Source organism: Capilliphycus salinus ALCB114379, assembly GCF_047276495.1.
GTDB lineage: Bacteria > Cyanobacteriota > Cyanobacteriia > Cyanobacteriales > Microcoleaceae > Capilliphycus > Capilliphycus salinus.
Window position 1 is genome coordinate 6,861,231 of record NZ_CP178543.1, and the last position, 24,896, is coordinate 6,886,126.

The following is a 24,896-nucleotide window of genomic DNA, read 5'->3' on the forward strand; positions in this document are numbered from 1 at the left end:
TTGTCACCCACCCTACTATAATTTATAGTAGAACTAACTTACAGTAGAACTTAACACTCAAGCACAATGACAACCACAGAAACAAAACAAACTCATCCTACTCCCCCCGGAAATTTTGGTTTACCCTTAATTGGCGAAACCATTAGTTTTCTGCGGGATGGAGATTTTGCAGATAAGCGACATAAAAAATATGGGCCGGTTTTCAAAACAAACATCTTTGGTCGCCCCACAATAATGATGATTGGAAGTGAGGCGAATCGGTTTATTTTTAGCAACGAAAAGAAATATTTTGAAAGTAATTGGCCCTCCAGTACAAAAACACTTTTAGGACCAGCTACTCTGTCAATTCAAAGCGGAGATATTCATAAATCTCGCCGCAAATTATTAGCCCAAGCCTTCCAACCGAGGGCGTTGGCGGGGTACGTTCCGACAATGGAAAAAATGACTCGCCGTTACTTGCAAAACTGGGAACAACAGAAAACTTTTGCTTGGTGTCCCCAACTGAGAAAATATACCTTTGATGTCGCCTGTAAGCTATTTGTTGGGGATGAAACCGCTTCCGAAACGGAAATGGGCGACTGGTTTGAGACCTATTGTGATGGATTATTTACGATTCCCTTACGTTTACCGGGAACTAAATTTAATCGGGCGTTAAATTGTCGGAAAAAATTGCTGAATAAAATTGAAACAATTATTCGCAAACGCCAACAACAAGCCGAACCCGGAGAAGATGCGTTGGGTTTGTTATTGCAAGCCAAAGACGAAGACGGAAACAGTCTCAGCGTCGAAGAACTGAAAGAACAAATTTTATTGTTGTTATTTGCGGGACACGAAACCCTAACTTCTAGCGTCACCGCTTTTTGTTTGCTTCTCGCCCAACATCGGGATGTTTTGGAAAAAGCAAGATTAGAACAAAAACAAATTCAACTCACAGAACCCCTCAGTTTTGAACAGTTAAAATCGATGCCATATTTGGATCAAGTTTTAAAAGAAGTGTTGCGGTTTGTTCCGCCTGTTGGGGGTGGGTTTCGACAAGTTGTAGAAACTTGTGAATTTAACGGTTATACCCTTCCAAAAGGTTGGACGGTTCTCTACCAAATCGGGCAAACCCATCAAGAACATAGCATATACAACGAACCCGAAAAGTTCTATCCGGAACGATTTTCTCTCGAAAAAACCGAAGAAAAACCCTATGGTTATATTCCGTTTGGTGGCGGAATGCGAGAATGTCTGGGGAAAGAATTTGCAAAATTAGAGATGAAAATATTGGCGTTAATGTTGTTGCGTGAATACGACTGGGAACTGCTTCCCAACCAAAATTTAGAGATGACTGTTACTCCGACTCCCCATCCGAAAGATAATCTTTTAGTGAATTTTAAACGTTTAACTGAGGGAGTTTAATTTCACCCCCAATCTAGAAAAACCCGGTTTCTCTAAGAAACCGGGTTTTTGAGAAAGGAGGGGGAAGTTTGAAACAGGCTTTTTGAGAAATTAATAATAAAATTAACAGGCGGATAGAATGGGGGAAATTTTGGCAATAGGTAAAGTTTTGGCTGTTGATCAAGCGGGGTTTATTATCCGCGAAGCGAGTCTAGAAAAAATTACTCCCGAGTGGCGATCGCTTATCGATGAGGTAATATTAGGATATCGCAAATATTGGCTTGATGCGGTTGATAGTATTTATGTTCGGGGTTCGGTTGCGGTTGGAAAAGCTATTCCTGGTGTTTCCGATCTCGATAGTTTTGCTGTTGTTAATACGGAAAAAGATAGACTGGATTATTCTTGGTTTGATAGCTTTAAAACACCCCTAAAATTACAGTATCCTTTTTGTACCGGGATAGAATTAAGGGCGTTGGAGTCGGAACGTTTGTTAGACCTAAATTTAGATGATTATAACCCCCTCAGAATGTTGCTTAAAACTCAAGCGGTTTGTGTTTGGGGCGAAGATATCAGTTTACAATTTCCCCCCTGTAAACCGGATATAAACGCCGTTAGTCATGCGTTTAGTTTGGCGGAAGATTTGCAACAAGTAATGATAGACTTACAAGAGTTAGATGAAAGCGAATCTTTAAAGGTTAAAAAAGCTTGTCAGTGGATAATGAAGCGTATTGTCCGATCTGGGTTTGAGATTATCATGGAAACCGCCCAATGTTATACTCGGGATTTGTATCCTTGTTATCAACTTTTTTCCCGCTATTTTCCCCAACAGCAACCCCAAATGTATCAAGCGTTAAATTGGGCGATCAACCCCGTTGATGATCCGGTGAAAATTAGGGAATTTCTCAACAGTTTCGGGAGTTGGTTGGTTGATCAGATTGATTTGTGTTATCCTCCTTTAGATGACTCGTAGGATTGAAAAAAAACCGCTTTCTCAAAGAAACAGGATTTTTATTATTGGTTAGTATCTGTTTGTTCTTGGTAGAAATGGCTGTAATATCCTTGTTTTAAGATTAGCTGCGAATGGGTTCCGCATTCGACTATTTTACCTTCTTTTAAGACGGCTATTTGATCGGCATTTTGAATGGTAGAAAGGCGATGAGCGATAATAAACCGAGTGCAAGATAAACGGTTGAAAGCTTGCTGTACTTGTTGTTCGCTGAGACTATCTAACGCACTTGTAGCTTCATCTAAAATCAGAATATCCGGCTTTTGTAACAACGCCCTGGCGATCGCCAACCGCTGTCTTTGTCCCCCCGAAAGCCTGATCCCTCTATCGCCAATTCTAGTGTCTAGTTGTTCGGGTAATTGGGTGATAAATTCTTCCGCATAAGCCTGTTTAACCCCTTCCCAAATTTCCGTTTCTGTTGTATAATTAGAAGCGTAGGTGAGATTATAACGAATCGTTTTATTAAATAAAAATACATCCTGACTCACAACCGCGATCGCCGAACGCAAAGCGCTTAAATCGAAGTTTCTCAAGTCTTCCCCGTCGAGTGTAATCGTTCCGCGATCGGGATCGTAAAGGCGACACAATAAATCCGCCAAAGTCGATTTTCCCGCACCAGAAGTGCCCACAACCGCCAAAGTGCTACCTTGAGGAATTGAGAGGTTAATCTCAGTTAAAATCGGTTTAGACTCGTCAAATGAGTCCTTCTCGGTTTCCGATAATTTCGGATAGGAAAAACTAACATTATTAAACCGAATTTCCTTTTCTAACCGACTGTAGGGTAAACTCCCATTCACCATAAACGGTTTGTTATCTCGCCGTAGAAAATTCTGCACAATTTCCACACTCGCGGAACGATGAGCCAAACGCGATCGGTAAGTATCCAAAGCCGAAAGTTGGGGAAGAAGGCGAAATAAGACCACAATATAAGTTAAAATTAAAGCCGATCCTTGAGGCGTATTTAACCCCAAAAAATGCGCCGCAAAAACGAGCAATAACACCCCAAAAACGCCGAGCAACTGTCCGAGGGGCGCGATCGCTTCTGTCATAGCCTGCGCCGCAAAATCAGCCGTCTCGCAGTCCAACATCAACCGTTGCAAACGCCCATATTCTCGAGGTTCGTTGGCGGTGGTTTTTACTAACCGAATCCCCGATAACAATTCTAACAGACTAACCGCATAATCCTTTGATAAATTTGATATTTTTTTACCATAATTTCGGGACTGGGCGATCGCCATTTGGTTAATTTTTACAACTCCCAACAAAAACAGACTTGTTATCAGCGTTAACCGCCAGGATAACAGAATTAAAATTCCCACAAAGACGGTAATTGTAATCGAAAGAATAGCAATTCTAAGTAAATTTCTAATCGAACTAACCGCCCGTTGAGTTTCCGTTTCTAAAATATGTTTAAGATCGCCCAACTGTCGGTGAGTATAAAAAGCAATATCAACCGCCAATAATAACTGAAGTTCCGCATCCCGCAGATGAGTTATTAACCGTCGCGTTAGGTGTCCCGACACTAAAACATTCAGATAACTCACGCCACTTTGCAAAACGATCGCCCCAACTGTTACTATTGCTAAAAGCGGTAAATGTAGCGAGGTTGGAACATTTTCAAACACAGTTAAAACCGGATTTAAAATCGACGGAAACTCCTCAGGCGCGAGTCTTAACCCGAGAAATTCCATCGCCACAGGCACAACCAATGTTAACCCAATTCCGCCCAAAAGTCCATCGATCAACCCCAACGTTAAACTCAACCCCATCCACACCCGATAAGGACGGATAAAACTCCACAATAATTCCCATTCTTTACGTTTCATAGTTATAGAAAATACTTCAATGTGGGCTATATATAAAGAATACTGTATGGGCGGGTTCCGAATTAATTTCTATTACCCAGAAATAACCGTGCATATTCCCGCCCCCTCTTGCGAATTAATTTCTATTACCCAGAAATAACCGTGCATATTCCCGCCCCCTCTTGCGAATTAATTTATATCACCCAGAAATAACCTTTATAAACCCGCCCCCTCTTGCTATCATATTATTATGCTGTAGGGGCGGGTTCCGAATTAATTTCTATTACCCAGAAATAACCTTTATAAACCCGCCCCCTCTTGCTATCATATTATTATGCTGTAGGGGCGGGTTCCGAATTAATTTCTATCACCCAGAAATAACCTTTATAAACCCGCCCCCTCTTGCTATCATATTATTATGCTGTAGGGGCGGGTTCCGAATTAATTTCTATCACCCAGAAATAACCTTTATAAACCCGCCCCCTCTTGCTATCATATTATTATGCTGTAGGGGCGGGTTCCGAATTAATTTCTATTACCCAGAAATAACCTTTATAAACCCGCCCCCTCTTGCGAATTAATTGGTAAAGTTATTGTCAATATTAGTTAACGGGTTGAGGGCGGGTTTATCTAAATTCTTGATAAGAAATATAGATTTTTTCGGAACCCGCCCCTACAGAATTTTGGGTTTTGGGGTTGAGGGCGGGTTTATCTAAATTCTTGATAAAAAATATAGATTTTTTCGGAACCCGCCCCTACAAAACAAATTATTTTTCGATTTTATATTATAATTTTGGTTGCTCAACCCTGACAATCCCAGATAAAATTAACTGTGTCATCATCGGGCTAATATCGGCTTCCCAATCAAAATCAGGTAGCCATTTACAAAGGTCTAAACCCGAAAAATTTGTTCTTTTAAATAAATGTTCTAAAACGTCTCTGTCAACTCCTTTGAGAGTAATTTTTTTGTTAGCGGTACAAATTTCGACCGTATCTTCGGGCAAATTATTAATCTGTACGGGTTGGGGAGGACGATAAAATTTAGTGTGTCTTCCTTCGGGAAATAAATCATAGCCAACCTGTGCGGGAAAACCAAATTGAGTCGAAGGTTGTCCCCCCATAAATTGTTCATCGAGATAACGATCAATTAACTCATCGGTTTCTAACTGTTTAACCCATTCTTTGATTAAATCACGAAGATGTTGGCGACAAACTTGACGATAATTAGGAGTTAACGGGGGTAAACTTTCTCGCCACAAAGGGTTTTGATGGAATTCTTCACTCAGCCATTCTGCAAAGTCTATCCCGGTTTGACAGTCTATTCCTAATGTTAAATGTAGAGAAGGTTGATCAACTGCTACTGCATAATGCCAATGTCCGCGAGGAATGTATAATAAATCCCCAGGTTTTAACTGTTGATTAATATAGGGATCGGTAGTTGGGGGATCGAGTAAATTTGAACGATGTTTGGAGAGGGGGAACTCAAACGTTGGGGAAAATACCCGCCAGTTTTTGTAACCGGAAATTTGCAGAATAAACACTTCGTGGGCATCGTAATGACAGCCAAAACCTTGATGTCCGGGAAACGAACAATAAGTGTTAACTTGGGTGCGGTGTCCGATTTCCGTGCGTAATTTTGCGGTAAATTCTGCTATCGCCGGAAGTCGAGATTGGAGGCGATCAATAATTAAAGTTGCCCCCTCTTGGCAGTTTTTTGTCAAATCATTGCAGGCATTTTCCGGCAAGGTTTGACCGCCTTTTGCCAACCGGATTTCGGGATAAGTCAGATTGTGGAAATTGAGTAAACTATTGAGGTCTTCCCAGGAAAATAAGTGATTGAATTTGTTGGGGTGGTTTGCGGGTACGATAACAGCTTTTTTTAGCCAATAATCTTGAAAAAATGACTCCAGAAAATCGGGAGTCAGGAGATAGGAAAAGGTTTGCATGAGGAAGATTTTAAAACGCTATTGAATGGGCGGAAAATTTGCCCGACGATCGCTTTGACGCTTGGGGCCACCCGCCCAAGGTGGAGGGCCAGAAGCCGGACGAATATTCAACACGGTTCCGTCTTGGCGGGTAATGGTGAAAGCGTCAAAATCGTCATCGTCGTATTCTCCGACCACCGTGACCGCTTCTCCCTGGTTGATCCGAATTTGATGATACCAGGGCGGGCCTGCTTCTACGAGTATTTGTCCGGTCCCATCATCAACTACAAATTCATTCCCGAAGACTGCGGTCACAACTCCGGTAATGGTTAAACCTTGGGTTCGTTGCAGATCGCGAATGGGGACTTGCGAAAAACTGGGCTTGATCGGAGTGATCGCCGAAGCGAGAATAACGGTTAAAGCGGTTGCAAGTTTTAAGGAAAGTTTCATGGTAAATGCTTTTTATGATCGGCAATTTATCTTAGTGAATTTGGCGGAAAATGGGTCGATATTGACCGCGACGGCGACTTTGAGGCTGACCTTGATCGACATCGTAGGTATAGTCTTGGTCGTTGTCAGCATCGGCGCTGGTGGGGAGGCGTCTAAATTTTACGGGCGCTGCAACTTTTGTCGGAAGATCTTCGATGGAAATTTGAATGCGGCTGGGGGTTGAGGGTTTTTTTAAAGTGGTTGTAGACATTGGATAATCTCCCTTTGATTGCTTAAACTGTTTTCTATATTTCTAGATTAGCGACCAAAGATGACAAGAAAATGACAAACCCAAAAATCAGCTTTTTGTGAATTTTCAACGTTTCGCAGTAGAATAATAGATTGACTCAAAAAACCAGTGGGGTGATGTCTCGAACACGTTGGATTGCTTGGATTCTTCTGCGAAATAGTTGGTTTCGCTTTTGGGAAGATGCCCGCCAACTCCCGAGATCGGTTTGGAAAGGTTGGGCGAAAATATTGGGAATTGGGTTTATTGTTACGACTGTTGTTGCTTTTGCGGTCACGTTTTGGGCGAAGTCTGCGGTTAATACTGGCACTTTGCAGGCGATGGATGAACGAATGCTGATGCTAATTTCGGAAAATGTTCCTTTAACTTTTGCCAGAAGTATAACTTGGGAATCTCCCGGCAATTTAGTTTATATGTTACCCTTAATTACGGCTGTGGTGTTAACAGCAATTTGGCGATCGCATCCGGTGATCGCCGCAACAGTTTTATCGGCTTATATCTTACAGTTTGCCTTTGCTTGGACGGGTTGGCTGTATTGGAATCGTCAGCGTCCCGATCTGATTGCGTCCGGGTTGGCGGCGCCGAGTTTGCATTCCTATCCGTCCGGCCACACGTTGATTGTGACGAGCGTTTACGGATTTTTGTTTTATTTGTGGTATCGCTCGGCTAGAGGGGGTTTAGAGCGCAGTGTAGCGGTGTTGGCGGGAATGTTTTGGGTGGGGATGGTGTGCATTGCTCGCCTGATTTTGGGGGCGCACTGGCCTAGTGATATTATTGCGGGTTTGGCGATCGGGGTCTGTTGGCTAACGACGTTGATTGTGGCGTTTCATCGAGCGAATCGGGCGTTTTGATGGAAAAGCTGAGTTTTGAGAAAACAAATCAATCTCCCTCTACCCTGAGAAGAAGATTGATGGCCAATTTGTTCAAAATAACGAGGGGAAACTTCCTAAACTTGGTAGCCGCCACCACCGAAACGATTTCGGCGATCGCCTCCTCCCCGACCCCCACGACCTCCGGAAGGTCCCCGGTTTTCACGGGGCTTGGCTTTGTTCACTTTGAGATCGCGACCCATCCACTCCGCGCCATCAAGGGCTTCAATGGCCGCTTGTTCTTCAGAGTCGTTGTCCATTTCTACAAATGCAAAACCCCGAGAACGACCTGTTTCTCGATCGGTGGGGATTTGTACCCGGCAAACCTTACCGTATTCTTCAAAAACAGACTTTAAATCATCCTCCGTGACATCGTAGGATAAATTGCCAATATATACAGACATGAGTAACCTCCCAAATCAATTAGATGTGGAGAGAGATTTCGGAAGGCGAGCCATGCCTGATGAAACAGAACACAGTAGCTCAACACTTGACGCAAAAACTGCAACCGAACCTATTCTCGCGTTTTATTGTATCACAGCTACCACGACTATCAAATCCGGTCGCGATTCCCTTGCTCACACGCAGGCGCGAATGCAATTGATCGAACGACTCGAAAGCCTAGTAAGCTGTTATCTAATATCATCTCATACTTAATCCAAAAAGTACAGTCTCAAGTTAAGATTCAACTAAATAAGGGGCTGTACAATTCAACTAGATGACTGTTGATCGATCTCAGGCCTCAGGTGTCAGGTGGAGGCTGATTTGCCATCGGGCAATTGACGACGGCTAACGGGGTAAGGTTTCGTGATTGCTAACAAAATGGCTTCGGGGTTCGATGGAAGTGAACTGTTCGGAACTGTCCTGAGGTTTGGAGAGATTGACTTGACTCTCTGTGTTGTCTTGAGCGATGCGATTTTTGTGTCGCTTGGAGATTTTTTGTTCGGGGTCAATCCCATCAAAGGTAGGAGGTAGCCAGACTCGAACCACCAGTAAAACAGACAGTACCAACAAAAAAGCACAGGTTGCTAAGATTTGAGTCCAAGGGGTTTCTAGGACTCCGCGAACAATAATTTCTCGCAAAACCGAGACTATCGAAACTTCCACCGCCACACCAATTGAAACCCGATGTTCTTGCAAGTAAATAATCAGCAGGCGAAATAATTCAACCAGAATCAACAAAAATAAGATATCGGAGGTAACTCGTTGAAAATCTAAGGGCGGCAACAATGAGAGTACCATTTCTCGAAGCTGCATCACCATAAACGAAAATAAACCAATACATAACGAAATAATAATCAAATCTTGAACCGTTTCCAGAATCCGAAGAATCGGACCGCTATTCAGCCAGCTTGATGAGCCATTTTGGGATGAAGGTTTAAGAGTGTTAGACATCTGTTTCTTACCGCTTTTCAACAAAATTTTATTGTTTTTAGTAATTTAACGCACCGCACACTATAAATTTATACAATTCTTTTGTAGCCTCCATAGAATATACTTAACAGTAATTCAGTAAATCTACTCATTCCTCGAATTTAAGATGAACTCGCCGATATTTTCGCGGCAATCCGGCTGAAATTTGCAAAAGAGAATCCCCCTAAAACTCATAAAAATTAAACCCCAATTTTTATTGAAACCCGGATAAAAATTATCCCAAAAATTTAGATTTATAGCTTCCGTTCAAAACTTTACTAAACTGTAACGAAAAAATGCGACTTGACAAGGTAAAATTAAAAGAGTGAGGTACTCCGACCCCATTTTAATGGTTCTGTCCGGTGAGCTTTTGATTAAAGCACCTCAGATTTTTAATGCTGTAGGTCTGTTGTTTTAGAAAACATAACGTTTTCATTGTCCGGTGCGAGAATCTTATTAAGAAAAGGAGTATTACAAATGTCAATTCGCATAAAATTCTCAGACTATCAACGTTTAGCTCAAAACCAACCCACCGTAATTATTTACAACGATCTCGAAGGAATAGAACCGGGTCAAGAAGTAGACGTCAACTTCAGAGGTTCTATCATCGGAGTCAGAATTGTAGATTTGTGGAGACATTCTCAAATGTCGATGTGGTGTTTAAAACTCATCCCCACCTTTCACTTTAGCGGAAAATTATCGGACTGTTAATCGAATTTAACCGCCAACAACAGGAGCCAATCCGATCAACCGTCTCTCCCGAAGGAGAAAACGTGATGATCAAGGCTCCTAATCCCATAAAAAGCCATTTAAACAAATCCAAATCGCAACCCGACTATCCTAAATTTTCCCAAACCAATAAAAGCGAAATATAAACTCAGAACCCAAGACTTTTATTCATTTTAAAGACATGGAAACTATCGACATTATCAAACAAGATTACCAACAATTTCCCGAAAATCAAACCTACAGCCTGTACACCGAAAACGTTTATTTCAAAGACCCCTTAAACGAATTTAACGGAGTCCAACGCTACAAACAAATGATCGGATTTATCGGCCAATGGTTTATCGATATCCAACTCGACCTACACGATATCAGCCAAACCGATAACATCATCAAAACCCGTTGGACACTCAGTTGGACAACACCGCTCCCCTGGAAACCCCGAATTTCCATCCCCGGATGGAGCGAACTGAAACTCAACTCCGAAGGACTCATTAGCAGCCATATCGACTATTGGGACTGTTCTCGCTTAGATGTTCTCAAGCAACTCATACCAAAAACCCGCTAAAGTTAAAATAATATGAACAAATTTTAAGCAGGACTTGACGAAATGCGAGTAATTCTAATGACGGGTAAGGGTGGCGTCGGGAAAACCTCAGTCGCCGCAGCAACAGGTTTAAGATGTGCAGAATTGGGCTATAAGACCCTGGTACTGAGTACAGACCCCGCTCATTCCCTAGCAGATAGCTTTGATACCGAACTGGGTCACGAACCCCAAAAAGTCCAACCCAACCTCTGGGGCGCCGAATTAGATGCGTTAATGGAACTCGAAGGGAACTGGGGCGCCGTGAAACGATATATCACCCAAGTCTTGCAAGCGCGAGGTTTAGACGGAATACAAGCCGAAGAATTAGCCATTTTACCGGGAATGGATGAAATTTTTGGTTTGGTGCGGATGAAGCGCCACTACGACGAGGGCGAATATGACGTGTTAATCATCGACTCGGCGCCAACGGGAACCGCCCTAAGACTGTTAAGTTTACCGGAAGTGGGGGGTTGGTACATGAGAAAATTTTACAAACCGTTTCAAGGAATGTCAGCCGCCTTGCGTCCCATCGTCGAACCGATTTTTCGACCCATTGCGGGATTTTCCTTACCCGATAAAGAAGTCATGGATGCGCCCTACGAATTTTACGAACAAATTGAAGCCTTAGAAAAAGTATTAACCGACAATCAACAAACGTCCGTGCGGTTAGTGACCAACCCCGAAAAAATGGTCATTAAAGAATCTCTGCGCGCCCATGCTTATTTAAGCTTGTACAATGTCGCCACCGATTTAGTCGTAGCAAATCGTATCATTCCCGCAGAAGTAACCGATCCCTTTTTCCAACGCTGGAAAGAAAATCAACAACAGTACCGCCAAGAAATTCACGATAACTTTAAACCCTTACCCGTGAAAGAAGTCCCGCTTTATACCGAAGAAATGTGCGGATTGCAAGCCTTAAATCGGTTAAAAGACACTTTGTATAAAGACGAAGATCCCACCCAAGTTTACTACGCAGAAAGCACCGTTAAAATTCTTCAGGAGAAAAATTATTACAGTTTAGAACTCTATTTACCGGGAATTCCCAAAGAACAAATTCAACTCAATAAAAGCGGAGATGAATTAAATATTCGGATAGGAAATCACCGCCGAAATTTAGTTTTACCCCAAGCCCTCGCCGCCTTACAACCCTCCGGCGCGAAAATGGAGGAAGACTATCTAAAAATTCGCTTTGCAGAAGCAGCAAAAGTCTAGAATTGAACAAGCTAAGTTAGGATGTGCGCTCAGATGCTATCAGTAGGGATGTAGAAGTTCTTACTGATAGCCAAATTAATATAGAGGTTCAAACCGGATGAGTTAAGCTGCACTATAAGATAGACAAGGATTCTAGTTAATCTTTGTTGTTTGGATTAGAACTTAACTACAAACGTGAAATTCCTCGTGTTTCGTCGTTCGGAACCATCAAACCCTAAACCTCCCCAACAACCCGGATCGGGTTTAGGAACCTTTGGTGGTGTTTACACGCCCTCGATTTTAACAATCTTGGGGGTGATCATGTATCTGAGGTTTGGCTGGGTGGTCGGACAAGTCGGCTTGGGCGGCACTTTGTTGATCGTTACCCTCTCAACCTCCATTACCTTTTTAACCTCCCTCTCCATTTGTGCGATCGCCACAGATCGTGTGGTTCGCACCGGAGGCGCCTATTACATGATTAGTCGCTCCTTGGGGATAGAATCGGGGGGTGCGGTTGGCATTCCGCTTTACTTTGCTCAAGCCATCTCAGTGGCATTGTACACGATCGGTTTTGCAGAAAGTCTTCAGATTACATTTCCGCAGCTAGATGTCCGGGTTGTGGCGTTAATTACCACAATTCTAGTCACCATTGTCGCGATCAAATCGGCAGAACTCGCCATCAAAGCCCAGTATTTTATTATGGCAGCGATCGCGCTATCTTTAGTCTGTTTCGTGATCGGATCGATATTACTCCCGGAACCCTTAGCAGTGTCAGACATCGACCTAGAAATCGCCCGCAGCACCGTTAAAGTCGGATTTTGGCAAGTCTTTGCGGTGTTCTTTCCGGCTGTTACCGGAATTATGGCCGGGGTGAATATGTCGGGAGATCTGCGAGATCCGATCAAATCCATCCCCGTTGGGACTTTAGCGGCGGTGATCACGGGTTACATCATTTATATGGTGATTCCGATCTTTTTGTGGAAAGGCGCCCAAACCGAAGCGTTACTCGCCGATCGCTTAATTATGCAGCGGATTGCCATCTGGGGTCCATCGATTTTACTCGGTGTTTGGGGAGCAACATTATCGAGCGCTTTGGGGAGTATTTTAGGGGCGCCGCGGGTGTTGCAAGCTTTAGCGCGAGATGGGATTTTACCCCCTTGGATGCGCTTTCTCGGCACCGGAAACGGAGAACAAGATGAACCCCGCATCGCAACGGTGGTGACTTTATTATTTGTTTTGATCGCCGTCGGGGTGGGAGATTTGAACTTGATTGCTCCGGTTCTCAGTATGTTCTTTCTCACCACCTATTTGGTTTTAAATTTAGCCGCCGGATTGGAAAGTTTCCTGAGAAGTCCTTCGTTTCGTCCGTCGTTCAAGGTTCACTGGCTGTTTTCCCTGTTGGGTGTCGTTGGCTGTTTAGGCGTGATGTTTTTAATTGATGCTGTCGCCACAGTCATGGCTGCGATTATTGTCTTCGGGATTTATATTTGGTTGGAACGCCGAGAACTCGAAGCCGCTTGGGGAGATGTTCGCCAGGGAATTTGGATGGCGTTGGTGAGAATGGGAATTCTGCAACTGAGTTATACTCCCGATACCAAGAATTGGCGCCCCCACATTTTAACGTTCTCCGGCGCTCCCACGAAACGTTGGCATTTGGTGGAACTGGCTTCTACTTTTACTCACAATCGCAGTTTATTTACCCTCTGTACCGTTTTACCGAGCGGTTCTCGCGATCCCGTTCAATGTAGTGAAATGGAGGCCACTCTGCGCGAATATTTAGACCGTCGGGGGATTCAGGGGTTGGTGCGGGTGATTACGGCGCCCGATCCGTTTGTTGGCGCTCAACAGTTGGTGGATACTTACGGCATTGGGCCGTTGGTTCCGAATACGGTTTTGTTGGGAGATAGTCAATCTTCTCAGCGTCGGGATTCTTATTGTCAGATGATCGCCGAACTCAATAAGCGAGAGCGGAGTGTGATTATTTACCGTTCTAATCAGTCTGGGTTTGAACGTCGCAAACAAATTGATGTTTGGTGGGGGGGGTTGAATGCTAATGGCGGCTTGATGTTAATTTTGGCCTATTTGTTACGAACCAGTATTGATTGGCGGGGTGCGGAGATTTATTTAAAGTTAGTGGTTCCTGATGAAACGGCGGCTCAAGCGGCTCGTTTGAATTTGGCAGAACTTGTTGAACAGTTACGCATTGGAGCGACTCCCAATGTGATTGTTTCTGAGGGAAAACCTTTCCCTGAAATTTTGCATGATTCTTCGGCAAATGCGGATTTGGTTTTCTTGGGTATGGCTCAACCTTCTCCCGAGTTGAATTATCCTGAATATTACGAAGGTTTGCAACGCATGGCTGAGGGTTTACCCCCGACTATTTTTGTTTTGGCCGCTCCCAATTTTGCCTTTGCTGAAATTTTACAAGAAACAACTCCCGCCAAATCATAAATGATCTGATTGCCGGATAAATTGAGGCTGTTTCTATTGAGAATCCGACGGTTGAGAGCCGAGATTTACTCTCAAGTTTCGTCGGATTTTATCTGAGATGAAATACTTCAATTACAGTCAATTTGACTTTTTAGAAACTCCCGGGTTAGATGAGTTTGAGTAAACCCATCTGTAGCCGATCTCGCAATTTCTGGATTTTATGATTTTCTTCATGGCTAATTGAAGGCTGCATTCGACTTAAGTTATGCAGTAATTTTTGATCGCTACGAGTTAGCCGCCCTGTGGCGATAATGCGATCGATTACTTTTCCAATTGTCGGAGGGTTTAAAGGAGACATAGCTTGAGAATTCCTACTCAATTTCTGTGAATTAAGCTTGGTTTCTGTAGGGAGGCACAACAAAATTTAAAATCTTTTCGTTCCGCACATTCTGTCACCCTGTCAATCCCTGCCTTTTTGATAGCTTAGAGTTTTAAATTTAGTTCTGCCTTCTACTGAGCTTACTTTTTAGGTTAAGTCAATCTAAAGTCTTCTGTCAGTAAGGATTAAGTGATTAATATCACAACTGTCTAGAGAGAAAAGTAAGCAAAAAGTGAGTAAAAAGTTATAGATTTGTTAGCATTTTGACAAAAAAACGACCCCGGATTAATCCCCGACAAAATCAATAGGTAATTATCCCCAATATTTAACTCAAATTATTCTTGATTTAAACTCGGTTGATTTTGAAAATTTATTTTTTCATCTCATCTCCGACTAATCAATCATCCTACTGTAAGGGCGGGTTTATTCCGGATTTTGATGACCACTCCCAGATTGAATTAAACCCGTCGCGATCGCACGCATTAATTAACCGCATATCATATCACTCCGTTTAATCAAGGTAAAATTCAAATATCTTTCACTGAAAAAGCCGGAGATGCAGCGATTAAACTACAACTCCGTTTGAGGATTTAAAACTTTTCAGCAACTTAAAAAAATGCTTCAAAATTTAATTCAAATCCGCTTATTTTACTTATTTTGTACCGCGTCGTCTTCAAACGTACTATCAGCAACATCGGGATACAACGAACCCCAATCTTTTAAGGCTTCTGCTGATTCTCCGGCGATTCTTTGAATCCGTTGACCGGGAGCGCCTTCAGTTTCAACTGCTTCGGCTTGCCATTCTCCGGTTGTTTTCGGGCGATCAGAATTGCCTTGATGGATAGCGCGATCAACTTGGTTGGTCAGATTAGTGTTATTATTATTTTCGGCTTGAGAAAGACCTGTTGTCAACAGTAAAGAACCGACGAGGACAACGGTTAAAAAACGTTTAACTTGAAATTGATCAAGCCACGCACTCAGACGAGTGTAGAGTCCAGAAATGAAATTGATCATGAGAAAACTCCTGTAGTTTTTTCCATACTTGATGTTTTGGTTTCGCGATCGCATTGATAGACTGACCGAATAAACGGTTCCTATAATAGTCATTCAATTACTCTATGCAAAACCTAACTTTATGTTACTGATGGACTCCCAAACAGGCCTCTAACAAAAGTGAGAGATTTTTAATTTTTTCAACAAGAGGCTAGTATATGGTAATATATTCTCGCTTTCTGTCGAGTGTATTTCCTTATTCCTATTTTGGTGTGACAACACCAGTCTATGATTCACCGCAAACGCCGTACTTCTCCGTCTCGAATTCACTATCCTCGGATTTTCTTACTGACGATGGCGATCGCATTTATCGGTACAACGACGATTATGCTTGCTAGAATGGTTCTGTCATCGTCGCCGAAACCAACTCCTGCGACTCCCAAAGTTGTATCCAATGTTAATGGCAGTTTAGTTTACAATATTCAGAAACCTCCGAAACTGGTTTACAGCGAAGACCTTCAGAAGATTGTCGATGAAACGCTTAAACTCGCCGCAGACAAACAATTTCCCACCGATGATTCTATCTCGATTACTTTAATCGATGTCAGCGATCCCAAAACCCATACCTATGCCGGTTACAATAATACAATGCTGAGATTTCCCGCCAGCGTTTCTAAGTTATTCTGGTTGGTGGCTTTTTTGGGTTATTCGGAAGCGGGTTTGATTAAAGACGAATCTGCTTATTATGTGGATTTATCGAATATGATGCGAATTTCAGATAATGATTCAGCCAGTCGCATTGTAGATAGTATTAGCGGGACAAAATCGGGAAAAGAGTTAGAAGGAAAAGCCTTAGAAACTTGGATTAATAAACGCCATCAAGTGAATATTTTTTTCCGAGAAGCGGGTTACACCGGAATCAAACTATCGGTTAAAAATTATCCCCTCTCTGACGGTTCACAACAGCCCACCGGACGGGATTTTCAACTCTGGAAAGATTCATCTTTGGCGGGTGGAAATCGCATCAGCACCGATCAGGCAGCCCGTCTCATGTATGAAATATACACCAAACGAGCCATCTCGGAAACCGCCTCAACAAAAATCGCCTATCTCCTCACCCGAGACTTAAACCCCGAAGCTTGGAAAGATGAACAACCCAACTCAATTGAAGGGTTTTTAGGGGAATCTTTACCGACCGATATTTATTTTGGTTCAAAAGTTGGTTACACCAGCCATTCCCGCCAAGAAGTCGCTTTTGTCAGAACAATGGATGACAAAGCTATTTACATTCTAGCTATTTTTGCCAATCATTCTGCATACGCCGAAGATGAAGATATTTTCCCCGAAATGTCCCGTTATATTTTTGATCGCCTCAACGGTTCACCTCCGCCCTCAACTTCCAATAAAAAACATAGCGCTACCCGCAAGCAATAAAGACTTTAAAAACCCTTTCATATCAAGTCCGGTTGAATACCGATTATAAAAGTGTGGGGAGATCAAGAGATTTTGACTGACCGATGACATTAACATCATAAAAGGTTTCAATCCAAACCCTCGCACCACAAGAGATGGGATCATCGGGACGATAGACAACACGACATCCTCCGGGTATTTCGACAATATGCCCATAAGTATTGGTGTTGCGCGTTTTGACGGTAATCACCGGAAGTTGTTGCTGTTGTTTTTGATTTTGCCGAATTCTGTGAGAATTAACGTGAATAATCGTTGTTGCAGGCGTTCTTGGATTGCGCCAACGGGGAGCCGGACCTCTTGTCCCTCGCTCAATTATGGGTTTGCCCTTAAACAGGGGAATGAGCCACATTTTCCCGGTCTTATAGGCACCTTCGACTCGGCCAGCGCTTAGGAGAACTCGCAGTCGAGCGGTAGAGATTTTTAAAATATGGGCTGCTTCTGTAGTACCGACGATCATTGAACTATAAGGGGAACGCAATAGTTTTCAAAGCTCTATAACTCAATTATAAATGATCTGCGGATCAATAATCAATGATCTGGCTATTCGGTGTTGGGAGTAGCGCGGTTGAACCGAAGCCTGTTCACTGTCGGTGGTACGGGTCAGGTATCTGTTATTCGTTGATTATACAACCGGATTTGATATCAATTGTTGATTGGAGAGTGTCTAAAAACTTAGGGTAGGCATTGCCTACCCCAAAGTGATTTCAGCATCAAAACCAAGTCTTGATGTCCTACTTAACGGTTACTTTAGCGCCCGCTTCTTCAAGCTGCTTCTTGACGCTTTCTGCATCTTCTTTGCTGGTTGCTTCTTTGAGCGGTTTGGGTACGCTTTCAACCAAGTCTTTTGCTTCTTTCAAGCCTAAGCCGGTAATGGTACGAACCACTTTAAGAATTGCAATTTTCTTATCGGCGGGGAATTCTTCGAGGATAACGTCGAATTCGGTTTTTTCCTCGACTTCTTCTGCGGCAGCACCACCACCCCCAGCAGCGACGCCGGGAGCCATCATCATCATTCCGCCGCCACCGACAGCAGAAGCATCAACGCCGAAAGCTTCTTCAATTTGTTTAACTAACTCAGAAGCTTCAAGCAGAGACAGGGATTTTAACTGTTCTAAAATTTGATCGGTTTTTTCAGACATGGATTAACTCCTGAGAAATAATTGACAAACAATAAACGATCGACAACTAAACCGCTAAAAGCGTTAAGCGGCATCGGCAGAATCTTCTTTCTCGGAAACGGCTTTGATCGCCCGGACCAAAGAAGCGGGTACTTCTTTGATGCCAACCGCCAGTTGGGTGGGTACGGCTTTGACTCCCACAGCCACTCGGGTCGGGATGGCATTGATGACCCCGGCAATTTTGGCCATCAGTTCTTCCCTCGTCGGAAGTTCGGTGATCGCCTTGACTTCATCGATACTTAAAGCCCGACCTTCCATGACTCCACCGCGAAGTTCGGTTTTTTTGGAGTCTTTTTGGAACGCTTGATAGGCTTTAATGGCGGCGCCGAGATCGTCTTGAGCAAAGATAAATGCAGAGCTTCCGCTCAAAAACTCCTGCATTGCTTCCCAATTTTCATCCCCTTCGATCGCTTTACGCATGAAGGTGTTTTTGGTAACTTTGCAGGTACTTCCGCTTTCCCGCAGACGATTTCGTAAGTCGGTAATTTGAGCAACAGACAGACCTTTATAGTCAATGATTAAGGCCAGTTGAGCCTCGCTCAATATCTGTTTGAGATCGGCTACAATCTCTTGTTTTTCAGTTACGGTTCTCCCCATTGGTCTTTCATCTCCATTTGTGGATAACAAATCCACTCACATCGGGTAGAATCAATTGACAGCTTTTAATATCAATCTCGAATCGGAGTTTTAATTCGCCATAAAAAATCCCCGGCTCGATCTGCCGAGGCTGAAGACTAAAAATCTAATCAATAAAAATACAAGCAGTATTCTGCCTTATTTTTTATCCTAAATTTTAGACCTTCTAACCTCGGCAGGATATTAAGCAATTTCTGCACCTGCTGTCTTCGGTTAATCTGCGATTTTGAGTTTGTGGATCTCGATTAAACTTTTGACAGTAGACTATTATCCGATAATAATCTACTTTTGTCAACCCCAACGGGTGTTTTGCTGTCGGAGTTGACAGGCCTAAGATTAAGCCGCTTCGGTGATTTTAGTTTCCCGCAGGGTATAAATATCGACCGGAATAGCCGGTCCCATTGTGGCTGAAATGTAGACGCTCCGCCAGTAACGGCCTTTCGCTCCCGAAGGACGGTTGCGATCGATACACTCTTGCAGCGCACACAAATTGACCAGCAAATCTTCGGCGGGGAAGGCCGCTTTGCCAAACATCACGTGAACAATTCCCGTGCGATCGGCGCGAAATTCGAGTTTCCCGGCTTTAAATTCTTGGATAGCTTGGGCAACATCCGTCGTCACCGTACCCCCTTTGGGAGAAGGCATCAATCCCTTCGGACCCAACAAACGACCCAATTTGGCGACTTGGGGCATCATATCGGGGGTTGCAATTAAGCAATCAAAATCCAGCATCCCCTGCTGAATATCATTAATCAAATCTTCCGAACCGACAATATCGGCACCGGCGTTTTGGGCTTCATTGACCTGTTCACCCTTGGCTAACACGGCGACCCGAATCGTTTGACCGGTTCCTTTGGGTAGGGTGACGGTGGTTCGCAGTTGTTGGTCGGTGTATTTGGGGTCAATTCCCAAACGAATATGAGCTTCTGCTGATTCGGGAAATTTTGCTGTCGCCGTTTCCTTGAGCAAGTTAATCGCTTCTAAGGGTTCATAAGCTCGGTCTTCAACCTTTTTCAGCAGTTCGTTTAATCGACGTGAGACTTTTTTGGCCATGATTTTCTCCTTGGGGTGACTAACGAATTCGGACTTCTCCCCCGATAATTTCTACCAATAACCAACTGTAGAATCTGCAAATAGCCGACTTCGGGCGTTATTCGGCGCTGACGTCCACGCCCATATTGCGGGCGGTGCCGGCGATAATTTTCATCGCGGCTTCGATATCGTTGGCGTTCAAGTCGGGCATTTTAGTTTCGGCAATTTCTCGCAGTTGGGCTTGAGAAAGTTTACCGACTTTGCGACTGTGGGGTTCGCCTGAACCTCTTTCAATGCCGAGCGCTTTTTTGATCAAAACAGAAGCGGGTGGGGTTTTGAGAATAAAGGTGAAACTGCGGTCTTCATAAACCGAAATTTCTACCGGGATCACTAAACCCGCTTTATCTGCTGTTTTGGCGTTGTATTCTTTGCAAAACGCCATGATGTTTACCCCATGTTGACCCAGGGCCGGGCCTATCGGTGGGGCCGGGTTGGCTTTCCCCGCAGTGATTGCCAACTTAATGACTGCTACTACTTTTTTTGCCATTCCTTAGCCTTGTTTTTCAACCTGATTAAACTCAAGTTCGACCGGGGTATCCCGTCCGAAAATCGAGAGTAATGCTTTGAGTTTATTACGCTCTGGACTCACTTCTATCACATCTCCTTCAAAGTCTTTGAAAGGACCTGAAAGAACGACGATGTGATCTCCTGCTGTCATTGCCACTTGTACGACAGGTTCAGCTTGCTGGCTCTGTCTGAATATGCGTTCTACCTCCGCCGAACTGAGGGGCAAAGGTTTAACGTGGCCGCGTCCTCGGCTGCTGCTGCGCTTCTGTTCTGCTCCGACAAAGTTGATCACATGAGGGGTGTTTTTGACGACCTGCCAGGCTTCATCATCGATATCCCAGTGGCTAAAATCACCGTTCCACTTCAACTTCATTTGCACCAACACATAGCCCGGAAAGACTTTTTCCTCGCTCTGTTGGCGAGATCCATCTTTGCGGAGCTTAATGGTTGGGGTATGGGGAATCTGAACTTTTAGAATGCGATCGCCAACATCCAACGTTTTGATTCGCTGTTCTAAGTTGACTTTAACTCGTTTTTCACAGCCAGACGCCACCTGAACAGCATACCAGCGCACTTCGCCTGCTGCATATTCTTGTGTGTCTTCTAGATCTGTCATGGGTCTCGACTACTTTGATTGGAAGAATTGCATTCGGTCATCCAAACACTTGCCCCGATGCCCAACGAAAGATGTTATCCACCAGGTAGATCAGGGTCGCTGACAGCATTACCATCAGCAATACGCCCGCCGATTCGCTAAAAAGTTGCTGACGACTCGGCCAGACCACTTTATCGAGTTCTTCTTTTGTCTCTTTAAAAAAACCAACGGCGTTAAACCCTGCCAGCGATTGATTCGTCTTGGCTTCGTCTTTTTTGGCTAGGGATTGATTTGTCCCTGCTTCATCTTTTTTTGCCACGGTAACTTCCCCTTGCAATACTCGAATGTGACCGCTTCTCGGTTTGGCTGAACAAACTCAAATAGCTTATCATAACACTATTAAGGTGGGAGTTCAATCTTTCGGACAAGCGTACCGTCTCAAGTCTTGGGCGGAAGTCAACGGAACCAACTCGATTGCTGTCTGATCGGATGGGGCTGCTGCGGCTTTTTGCAAAAAGCGATTTCCGAACAAGTACCCAGACGAATCTTTACTTCGCCTGGGTCTTGAGATTGTTCAGCGCGCCCTGAAGGACTCGAACCCTCGACATCAGGTTTTGGAGACCTGCGTTCTACCAACTGAACTAAGGACGCATCGCTGCCGCTTATTTACTGACGCTTTTTCAAGTATAACATACTTCAGCCGAGTGTACTGCAAAAATTGTTAAAAATTTTCGCGCCAGTTCGCCGCCCACCCCGACCGGCTACAGCTTTAAACCGGACGGTCAAAACGTTGCTTAACTCGGGTTGCCTTACCAACGCGATCGCGAAGATAGTACAACTTCGCCCGTTTGACTCGACCCCGACGAACGATAGTAATGCTGGCAATGCGAGGAGAATGAAGCAGAAAAACCCGTTCAACTCCTACGCCTTGGAAGATCTTACGAACGGTAATCGTTTCGTTAATTCCCCCATTTCGCATCGCAATTACAGTCCCCTCATAGGGCTGAATCCGCTCTTTTCCACCTTCTCGAATCCGAACCGCGACTTTAACCGTATCCCCGACATAAATCTGGGGAAGTTCATCGGTCTTCTGACTTTTGAGATTTTCGATCTCTTCCGCTTCAAGAGTGCGGATCATCTCTTTCGTGTGCATGATCACATACAAAACTCACGATCCATTATTATACTCATGCTTTCAATTGTCGGTCAATCCCAAGATGGGGAGACAGGAGTCAGGAGTCAGGAGTCAGGAGTCAGGAGTCAGAAGTTCACAATTGCCTTTCCCCTTTCCCCTTTTCCCTTTCCTATTAACAGTACCTTAAGGGTTATTATAGGTTGCAAGTCCGCCCTCGAACGCGATCGGTCTCCCGGTGGAGATCGAGTCAGCAGGCATGAGGCACGACTGGGTGCAACAGTTAGCCGACGATACTCTGCGGCACAATCAAAAACATCCTGGAGTAAGTGGGGAAGTATCAAGCACATCGCAGCCGGTGGAGGCATGAGGGTATTCTAAAGATTAGCCGGTGAAGTTTTCACCCCGAGTTTGAAGTGAGAACCACCGAAACACCAATCCCGTCCCGCCATTGTTACCCGTCGTTGTGCCTTTCTTGCACCCCCTGTGTGAAAATAGTCGCAGTTTATTGGCGTAAAGCTGCTTGGCGGCGGTAAGACTCCAACTCACAAATCAATTGAGAGGTTAATCGCTAATGGGCATACAAGATAATCAACCGCCACCTTCTCGATCGGGGGAAACACGATCGTCCGAAGCCATTTTGAGTTCCTTAATTGAGCAAGTCGAAAGCTTCCATCAACGGTTCAGACAGGAATTGTCTGGAGATATTGAACGGCTTCAGAAGGATAAAAACCGCCTGATCGAGAATATCGAACAACTCCAAAACCAGTACGAAAACTTACAAAACCAACACCAACAAGCTGTTTCTGAACGGCAATTTGCCCAACAACAGGTTTGGCTCAAACAACTGGCTCAAGTCCTAGCCAGCAACCTACAACGGGAGCTAGTCGCCCGAATTAATCGCCTGAGGAGTTCTTCTGAAGAACCTCTACTAACAACCGATCCTTCCGGGCTGCAATTACCGTCTTCTTTACAGTCGGATCTCAGCGCCACTGAGTTGGAAGCGGTACTAGATACCAGTCTCAACGATACGTTTCGCGAACTGCAACAGGAGTTGAGCAGTTACCAAAGCGACTTATCCCAGCGCTTATCTCATATGCAAAGTCTCGAACAACAAGTCGAGATGTTGCTGGAAACGGTTGTCAGTCGCCTCAAAGATCAAATTGATCGGACTGCGATCCCCAACGGCGAAAACACCCCATCGGGAACAAGCCAACCGGTTGTAGAACCTGTGCGTCCTCAACCGACGGCGATGGAAGGCTCGAAAAAGCCAACTCCATCGAGTCGTGGGGGTTCTCCAGTCCAGTTGGGTTTGTTCCTGGCGTTAATGTCGGCGGTGGCGCTGTCTTTATTTAACGTTTGTTTGAAAATCCTGCTTCAAGGCCCTCAACCCCGCCAGGTTTTTGGGTTATTTGAAATTGAGGGAATTATCTCACCGGGAATTGGGAATTCGCTGTTAATTTTATTGCTGCGAATGATTGTGGTTATGGCTTTAATGCCTGTGGTTGCTACTTTTCTTTATCCGGCTGTTTGGAGCGATATGAAACGCTTTATTCAGTCCCGTGATACTCCGTTAATCTTAACAGTAATCGGTAGCGGCTTCTTTTTGTTTTTGTCTCAAGTGTGCATCTATATCGCCATTGGAGAAATTCCCACCGGTATTGCGATTACTATTTTCTTTATCTATCCTATTGTCACGGTTTTAGCTTCTTGGGGGCTGTTTGGCGATCGCCCAACGTTAATTCGCGTGATTGCGATGGTGGTGATTTTAGGCGGAGGTATTCTCTGTCTTCCCAATTTCTTCGGGGGTGCGGCTGGAAATACTCAAGTTGGGATTATTGCGGCTATTAGTGCTGGTGTGGCTTTTGCCGGATATGTTTTGCTCACACAAATAGCGGCCGGAAAATTGCATCCAATTCCGTTTAGTTTGGTCAATTTTGCTTCTATTTTTGTCTTCTGCTGTGTGAGTTTAATGATCTTGCCGGATAACTTGGGCATGGATGTTGATCTCGGGGTTTGGCAAGGTTTAATTATTGGTGGGGTTGTTCTCGGTGTTCTTACGCTTTGTAGCTATCTGTTGAATAACTTTGCGATTCGTTCGGCGGGTGCTGCATTGGCTTCTATTATTGGAACGTCGGGTCCTGCTTTAACGGCTTTGTTTGCCTTTTTTATTATTGGCGAAGCTTTAACTCTTAAGCAAATTGGAGGGATGGCTTTGGTTATTTTAGGTGTCGGTGCGATGAGTGTTGAACGTTTAATGGCTTCCAATAAAAAGGCTGATTCATCTAAAAAATAACAGCTTTTTAACTTAATATTTCTAAATTTTAGTGCGTCTTATTTTTTAAAAGGCGCGTTTTTTTTCGGCGACATTCCAAAAAATCGGTTCATCAAATAAAGCGAGTTTTTAATCAAACTATTTCTCTTAGTATCCTCAAGGATACTAACTGACTTTCAAGTGCCTACTTTTCACTCAAAAAATCTTACTTTACACTAAAAACTAGATGGAACAATCCTTCAAATAAGGAGAACACAACAATAATGAGCGAACCTAAAATTTTTGACAAAAAACCAACGGTAATCGAACTAGAACCCGGTACTTACTATTGGTGTAGCTGTGGTCATTCGGGCAAACAACCCTTCTGTGATGGTTCTCACAAAGGTACGGAGTTTACCCCGGTTCCCTTGGAAATTACGGAGAAAAAATCTGTGGCTTTGTGTCTGTGCAAATATACAAAGAATCCCCCCTATTGTGATGGTTCTCATACTCGCCTGTAGACTCAACTGTTAAATTCTCAGCCCACAGAGTCTCTATTCTCAAATTGGGGGATAGAGACTTTGTTGCTG

Annotated in this window: 26 protein-coding genes, 1 tRNA gene and 1 other annotated feature; of the genes, 10 read left to right on the forward strand and 17 right to left on the reverse strand. The window is 44.0% G+C overall.

Features of this window, described 5'->3' with window-relative positions; genetic code table 11:
* The first annotated feature begins 66 nt into the window (after window positions 1-66).
* Together ACL6C3_RS27750 and ACL6C3_RS27755 are read left to right on the forward strand one after the other, a co-directional pair.
* A complete protein-coding gene (locus ACL6C3_RS27750) occupies window positions 67-1,401 on the forward strand; it encodes a cytochrome P450 (protein WP_413163010.1) in 1,335 nt (444 codons plus the stop codon).
* A gap of 130 nt (window positions 1,402-1,531) precedes the next feature.
* Window positions 1,532-2,350: a nucleotidyltransferase gene (locus ACL6C3_RS27755; RefSeq protein ID WP_413163011.1), complete on the forward strand. Its 819-nt coding sequence runs from the start codon at window positions 1,532-1,534 to the stop codon at window positions 2,348-2,350.
* A 41-nt stretch (window positions 2,351-2,391) separates the two neighbouring features.
* Here the strand turns inward: ACL6C3_RS27755 and ACL6C3_RS27760 are convergent, their stop codons facing one another.
* The 4 genes from ACL6C3_RS27760 to ACL6C3_RS27775 all read right to left on the reverse strand — a co-directional run bounded on the left by ACL6C3_RS27760 (window position 2,392) and on the right by ACL6C3_RS27775 (window position 6,816).
* The gene (locus ACL6C3_RS27760; protein WP_413163012.1) at window positions 2,392-4,212 is read right to left on the reverse strand and encodes an ABC transporter ATP-binding protein; all 1,821 of its coding nucleotides are present in this window, start codon (window positions 4,210-4,212) and stop codon (window positions 2,392-2,394) included.
* A 764-nt stretch (window positions 4,213-4,976) separates the two neighbouring features.
* Window positions 4,977-6,137 (reverse strand): cupin domain-containing protein, encoded by a 1,161-nt coding sequence (locus ACL6C3_RS27765; RefSeq protein ID WP_413163014.1) that lies wholly within the window; start codon window positions 6,135-6,137, stop codon window positions 4,977-4,979.
* Window positions 6,138-6,155: 18 nt separating this feature from the next.
* A complete protein-coding gene (locus tag ACL6C3_RS27770) occupies window positions 6,156-6,566 on the reverse strand; it encodes a DNA-binding protein (protein WP_413163016.1) in 411 nt (136 codons plus the stop codon).
* 31 nt (window positions 6,567-6,597) lie between these two features.
* Window positions 6,598-6,816 (reverse strand): hypothetical protein, encoded by a 219-nt coding sequence (locus ACL6C3_RS27775; RefSeq protein WP_413163017.1) that lies wholly within the window; start codon window positions 6,814-6,816, stop codon window positions 6,598-6,600.
* A 155-nt stretch (window positions 6,817-6,971) separates the two neighbouring features.
* On the opposite strand from ACL6C3_RS27775, the gene ACL6C3_RS27780 reads away from it, so the two are divergent.
* Window positions 6,972-7,703, forward strand: a complete 732-nt coding sequence (locus tag ACL6C3_RS27780; protein ID WP_413163018.1) for a phosphatase PAP2 family protein — start codon at window positions 6,972-6,974, stop codon at window positions 7,701-7,703.
* A gap of 95 nt (window positions 7,704-7,798) precedes the next feature.
* Here the strand turns inward: ACL6C3_RS27780 and ACL6C3_RS27785 are convergent, their stop codons facing one another.
* Window positions 7,799-8,125: an RNA recognition motif domain-containing protein gene (locus ACL6C3_RS27785; RefSeq protein WP_413163019.1), complete on the reverse strand. Its 327-nt coding sequence runs from the start codon at window positions 8,123-8,125 to the stop codon at window positions 7,799-7,801.
* 385 nt (window positions 8,126-8,510) lie between these two features.
* Window positions 8,511-9,116 carry a phosphate-starvation-inducible PsiE family protein gene (locus ACL6C3_RS27790; protein WP_413163020.1) on the reverse strand — a complete coding sequence of 202 codons (606 nt, stop codon included), beginning with the start codon at window positions 9,114-9,116 and terminating at the stop codon, window positions 8,511-8,513.
* Window positions 9,117-9,611: 495 nt separating this feature from the next.
* Between ACL6C3_RS27790 and ACL6C3_RS27795 the strand changes: the two genes are divergently transcribed.
* The 4 genes from ACL6C3_RS27795 to ACL6C3_RS27810 all read left to right on the forward strand — a co-directional run bounded on the left by ACL6C3_RS27795 (window position 9,612) and on the right by ACL6C3_RS27810 (window position 14,088).
* Complete coding sequence (locus ACL6C3_RS27795) at window positions 9,612-9,845, forward strand: hypothetical protein (RefSeq protein WP_413163022.1); 234 nt, start codon at window positions 9,612-9,614, stop codon at window positions 9,843-9,845.
* A gap of 199 nt (window positions 9,846-10,044) precedes the next feature.
* A complete protein-coding gene (locus ACL6C3_RS27800; protein WP_413163024.1) occupies window positions 10,045-10,428 on the forward strand; it encodes a DUF2358 domain-containing protein in 384 nt (127 codons plus the stop codon).
* Window positions 10,429-10,470: 42 nt separating this feature from the next.
* Window positions 10,471-11,658 (forward strand): TRC40/GET3/ArsA family transport-energizing ATPase, encoded by a 1,188-nt coding sequence (locus tag ACL6C3_RS27805; protein WP_413163025.1) that lies wholly within the window; start codon window positions 10,471-10,473, stop codon window positions 11,656-11,658.
* A 174-nt stretch (window positions 11,659-11,832) separates the two neighbouring features.
* Complete coding sequence (locus ACL6C3_RS27810; protein WP_413163027.1) at window positions 11,833-14,088, forward strand: Na-K-Cl cotransporter; 2,256 nt, start codon at window positions 11,833-11,835, stop codon at window positions 14,086-14,088.
* Window positions 14,089-14,233: 145 nt separating this feature from the next.
* On the opposite strand, the gene ACL6C3_RS27815 is transcribed toward ACL6C3_RS27810, so the two are convergent.
* Both ACL6C3_RS27815 and ACL6C3_RS27820 read right to left on the reverse strand, forming a co-directional pair.
* Window positions 14,234-14,425, reverse strand: a complete 192-nt coding sequence (locus tag ACL6C3_RS27815) for a hypothetical protein (RefSeq protein WP_413163029.1) — start codon at window positions 14,423-14,425, stop codon at window positions 14,234-14,236.
* A 669-nt stretch (window positions 14,426-15,094) separates the two neighbouring features.
* A complete protein-coding gene (locus ACL6C3_RS27820; RefSeq protein ID WP_413163031.1) occupies window positions 15,095-15,460 on the reverse strand; it encodes a hypothetical protein in 366 nt (121 codons plus the stop codon).
* Window positions 15,461-15,727: 267 nt separating this feature from the next.
* Here ACL6C3_RS27820 and ACL6C3_RS27825 point away from each other — a divergent pair, with 267 nt between their 5' ends.
* Complete coding sequence (locus tag ACL6C3_RS27825; RefSeq protein WP_413163032.1) at window positions 15,728-16,873, forward strand: serine hydrolase; 1,146 nt, start codon at window positions 15,728-15,730, stop codon at window positions 16,871-16,873.
* A 43-nt stretch (window positions 16,874-16,916) separates the two neighbouring features.
* Here the strand turns inward: ACL6C3_RS27825 and ACL6C3_RS27830 are convergent, their stop codons facing one another.
* The 9 genes from ACL6C3_RS27830 to rplS all read right to left on the reverse strand — a co-directional run bounded on the left by ACL6C3_RS27830 (window position 16,917) and on the right by rplS (window position 22,073).
* Window positions 16,917-17,369 carry a DNA-binding protein gene (locus ACL6C3_RS27830; protein WP_413163033.1) on the reverse strand — a complete coding sequence of 151 codons (453 nt, stop codon included), beginning with the start codon at window positions 17,367-17,369 and terminating at the stop codon, window positions 16,917-16,919.
* 274 nt (window positions 17,370-17,643) lie between these two features.
* Window positions 17,644-18,051, reverse strand: coding sequence for a 50S ribosomal protein L7/L12 (gene rplL / locus ACL6C3_RS27835; protein WP_413163034.1), 408 nt, complete (start codon window positions 18,049-18,051; stop codon window positions 17,644-17,646).
* A gap of 63 nt (window positions 18,052-18,114) precedes the next feature.
* Window positions 18,115-18,687, reverse strand: a complete 573-nt coding sequence (gene rplJ, locus ACL6C3_RS27840; RefSeq protein WP_413163036.1) for a 50S ribosomal protein L10 — start codon at window positions 18,685-18,687, stop codon at window positions 18,115-18,117.
* A gap of 94 nt (window positions 18,688-18,781) precedes the next feature.
* Window positions 18,782-18,957: a sequence feature (ribosomal protein L10 leader region), on the reverse strand.
* Window positions 18,958-19,062: 105 nt separating this feature from the next.
* Window positions 19,063-19,779, reverse strand: a complete 717-nt coding sequence (gene rplA / locus ACL6C3_RS27845) for a 50S ribosomal protein L1 (protein WP_413163038.1) — start codon at window positions 19,777-19,779, stop codon at window positions 19,063-19,065.
* Window positions 19,780-19,876: 97 nt separating this feature from the next.
* Window positions 19,877-20,305, reverse strand: coding sequence for a 50S ribosomal protein L11 (gene rplK, locus ACL6C3_RS27850; protein ID WP_413163040.1), 429 nt, complete (start codon window positions 20,303-20,305; stop codon window positions 19,877-19,879).
* Between the two features lie 3 nt (window positions 20,306-20,308).
* Window positions 20,309-20,941, reverse strand: a complete 633-nt coding sequence (gene nusG, locus ACL6C3_RS27855; protein WP_413163041.1) for a transcription termination/antitermination protein NusG — start codon at window positions 20,939-20,941, stop codon at window positions 20,309-20,311.
* A gap of 37 nt (window positions 20,942-20,978) precedes the next feature.
* Complete coding sequence (gene secE / locus ACL6C3_RS27860; RefSeq protein ID WP_413163043.1) at window positions 20,979-21,239, reverse strand: preprotein translocase subunit SecE; 261 nt, start codon at window positions 21,237-21,239, stop codon at window positions 20,979-20,981.
* Window positions 21,240-21,498: 259 nt separating this feature from the next.
* Window positions 21,499-21,571 (reverse strand) — tRNA-Trp (locus ACL6C3_RS27865).
* Between the two features lie 118 nt (window positions 21,572-21,689).
* The gene (rplS, locus tag ACL6C3_RS27870; protein WP_413163045.1) at window positions 21,690-22,073 is read right to left on the reverse strand and encodes a 50S ribosomal protein L19; all 384 of its coding nucleotides are present in this window, start codon (window positions 22,071-22,073) and stop codon (window positions 21,690-21,692) included.
* A gap of 553 nt (window positions 22,074-22,626) precedes the next feature.
* Between rplS and ACL6C3_RS27875 the strand changes: the two genes are divergently transcribed.
* Both ACL6C3_RS27875 and ACL6C3_RS27880 read left to right on the forward strand, forming a co-directional pair.
* Complete coding sequence (locus ACL6C3_RS27875) at window positions 22,627-24,348, forward strand: EamA family transporter (RefSeq protein WP_413163047.1); 1,722 nt, start codon at window positions 22,627-22,629, stop codon at window positions 24,346-24,348.
* Between the two features lie 242 nt (window positions 24,349-24,590).
* Entirely contained in the window at window positions 24,591-24,827 is a 237-nt protein-coding gene (locus ACL6C3_RS27880) for a CDGSH iron-sulfur domain-containing protein (protein WP_413163049.1), read from the forward strand.
* Window positions 24,828-24,896 lie beyond the last annotated feature (69 nt).

Coding starts and splice junctions, on each gene's coding strand:
- ACL6C3_RS27750 (WP_413163010.1), top strand. CDS start 67: ATGACAACCACAGAAACAAAACAAACTCATCCTACTCCCCCCGGAAAT.
- ACL6C3_RS27760 (WP_413163012.1), bottom strand. CDS start 4,212: ATGAAACGTAAAGAATGGGAATTATTGTGGAGTTTTATCCGTCCTTAT.
- ACL6C3_RS27765 (WP_413163014.1), bottom strand. CDS start 6,137: ATGCAAACCTTTTCCTATCTCCTGACTCCCGATTTTCTGGAGTCATTT.
- ACL6C3_RS27770 (WP_413163016.1), bottom strand. CDS start 6,566: ATGAAACTTTCCTTAAAACTTGCAACCGCTTTAACCGTTATTCTCGCT.
- ACL6C3_RS27775 (WP_413163017.1), bottom strand. CDS start 6,816: ATGTCTACAACCACTTTAAAAAAACCCTCAACCCCCAGCCGCATTCAA.
- ACL6C3_RS27780 (WP_413163018.1), top strand. CDS start 6,972: ATGTCTCGAACACGTTGGATTGCTTGGATTCTTCTGCGAAATAGTTGG.
- ACL6C3_RS27785 (WP_413163019.1), bottom strand. CDS start 8,125: ATGTCTGTATATATTGGCAATTTATCCTACGATGTCACGGAGGATGAT.
- ACL6C3_RS27790 (WP_413163020.1), bottom strand. CDS start 9,116: ATGTCTAACACTCTTAAACCTTCATCCCAAAATGGCTCATCAAGCTGG.
- ACL6C3_RS27795 (WP_413163022.1), top strand. CDS start 9,612: ATGTCAATTCGCATAAAATTCTCAGACTATCAACGTTTAGCTCAAAAC.
- ACL6C3_RS27800 (WP_413163024.1), top strand. CDS start 10,045: ATGGAAACTATCGACATTATCAAACAAGATTACCAACAATTTCCCGAA.
- ACL6C3_RS27805 (WP_413163025.1), top strand. CDS start 10,471: ATGCGAGTAATTCTAATGACGGGTAAGGGTGGCGTCGGGAAAACCTCA.
- ACL6C3_RS27815 (WP_413163029.1), bottom strand. CDS start 14,425: ATGTCTCCTTTAAACCCTCCGACAATTGGAAAAGTAATCGATCGCATT.
- ACL6C3_RS27820 (WP_413163031.1), bottom strand. CDS start 15,460: ATGATCAATTTCATTTCTGGACTCTACACTCGTCTGAGTGCGTGGCTT.
- ACL6C3_RS27825 (WP_413163032.1), top strand. CDS start 15,728: ATGATTCACCGCAAACGCCGTACTTCTCCGTCTCGAATTCACTATCCT.
- ACL6C3_RS27830 (WP_413163033.1), bottom strand. CDS start 17,369: ATGATCGTCGGTACTACAGAAGCAGCCCATATTTTAAAAATCTCTACC.
- rplL (WP_413163034.1), bottom strand. CDS start 18,051: ATGTCTGAAAAAACCGATCAAATTTTAGAACAGTTAAAATCCCTGTCT.
- rplJ (WP_413163036.1), bottom strand. CDS start 18,687: ATGGGGAGAACCGTAACTGAAAAACAAGAGATTGTAGCCGATCTCAAA.
- rplA (WP_413163038.1), bottom strand. CDS start 19,779: ATGGCCAAAAAAGTCTCACGTCGATTAAACGAACTGCTGAAAAAGGTT.
- rplK (WP_413163040.1), bottom strand. CDS start 20,305: ATGGCAAAAAAAGTAGTAGCAGTCATTAAGTTGGCAATCACTGCGGGG.
- nusG (WP_413163041.1), bottom strand. CDS start 20,941: ATGACAGATCTAGAAGACACACAAGAATATGCAGCAGGCGAAGTGCGC.
- rplS (WP_413163045.1), bottom strand. CDS start 22,073: ATGCACACGAAAGAGATGATCCGCACTCTTGAAGCGGAAGAGATCGAA.
- ACL6C3_RS27875 (WP_413163047.1), top strand. CDS start 22,627: ATGGGCATACAAGATAATCAACCGCCACCTTCTCGATCGGGGGAAACA.
- ACL6C3_RS27880 (WP_413163049.1), top strand. CDS start 24,591: ATGAGCGAACCTAAAATTTTTGACAAAAAACCAACGGTAATCGAACTA.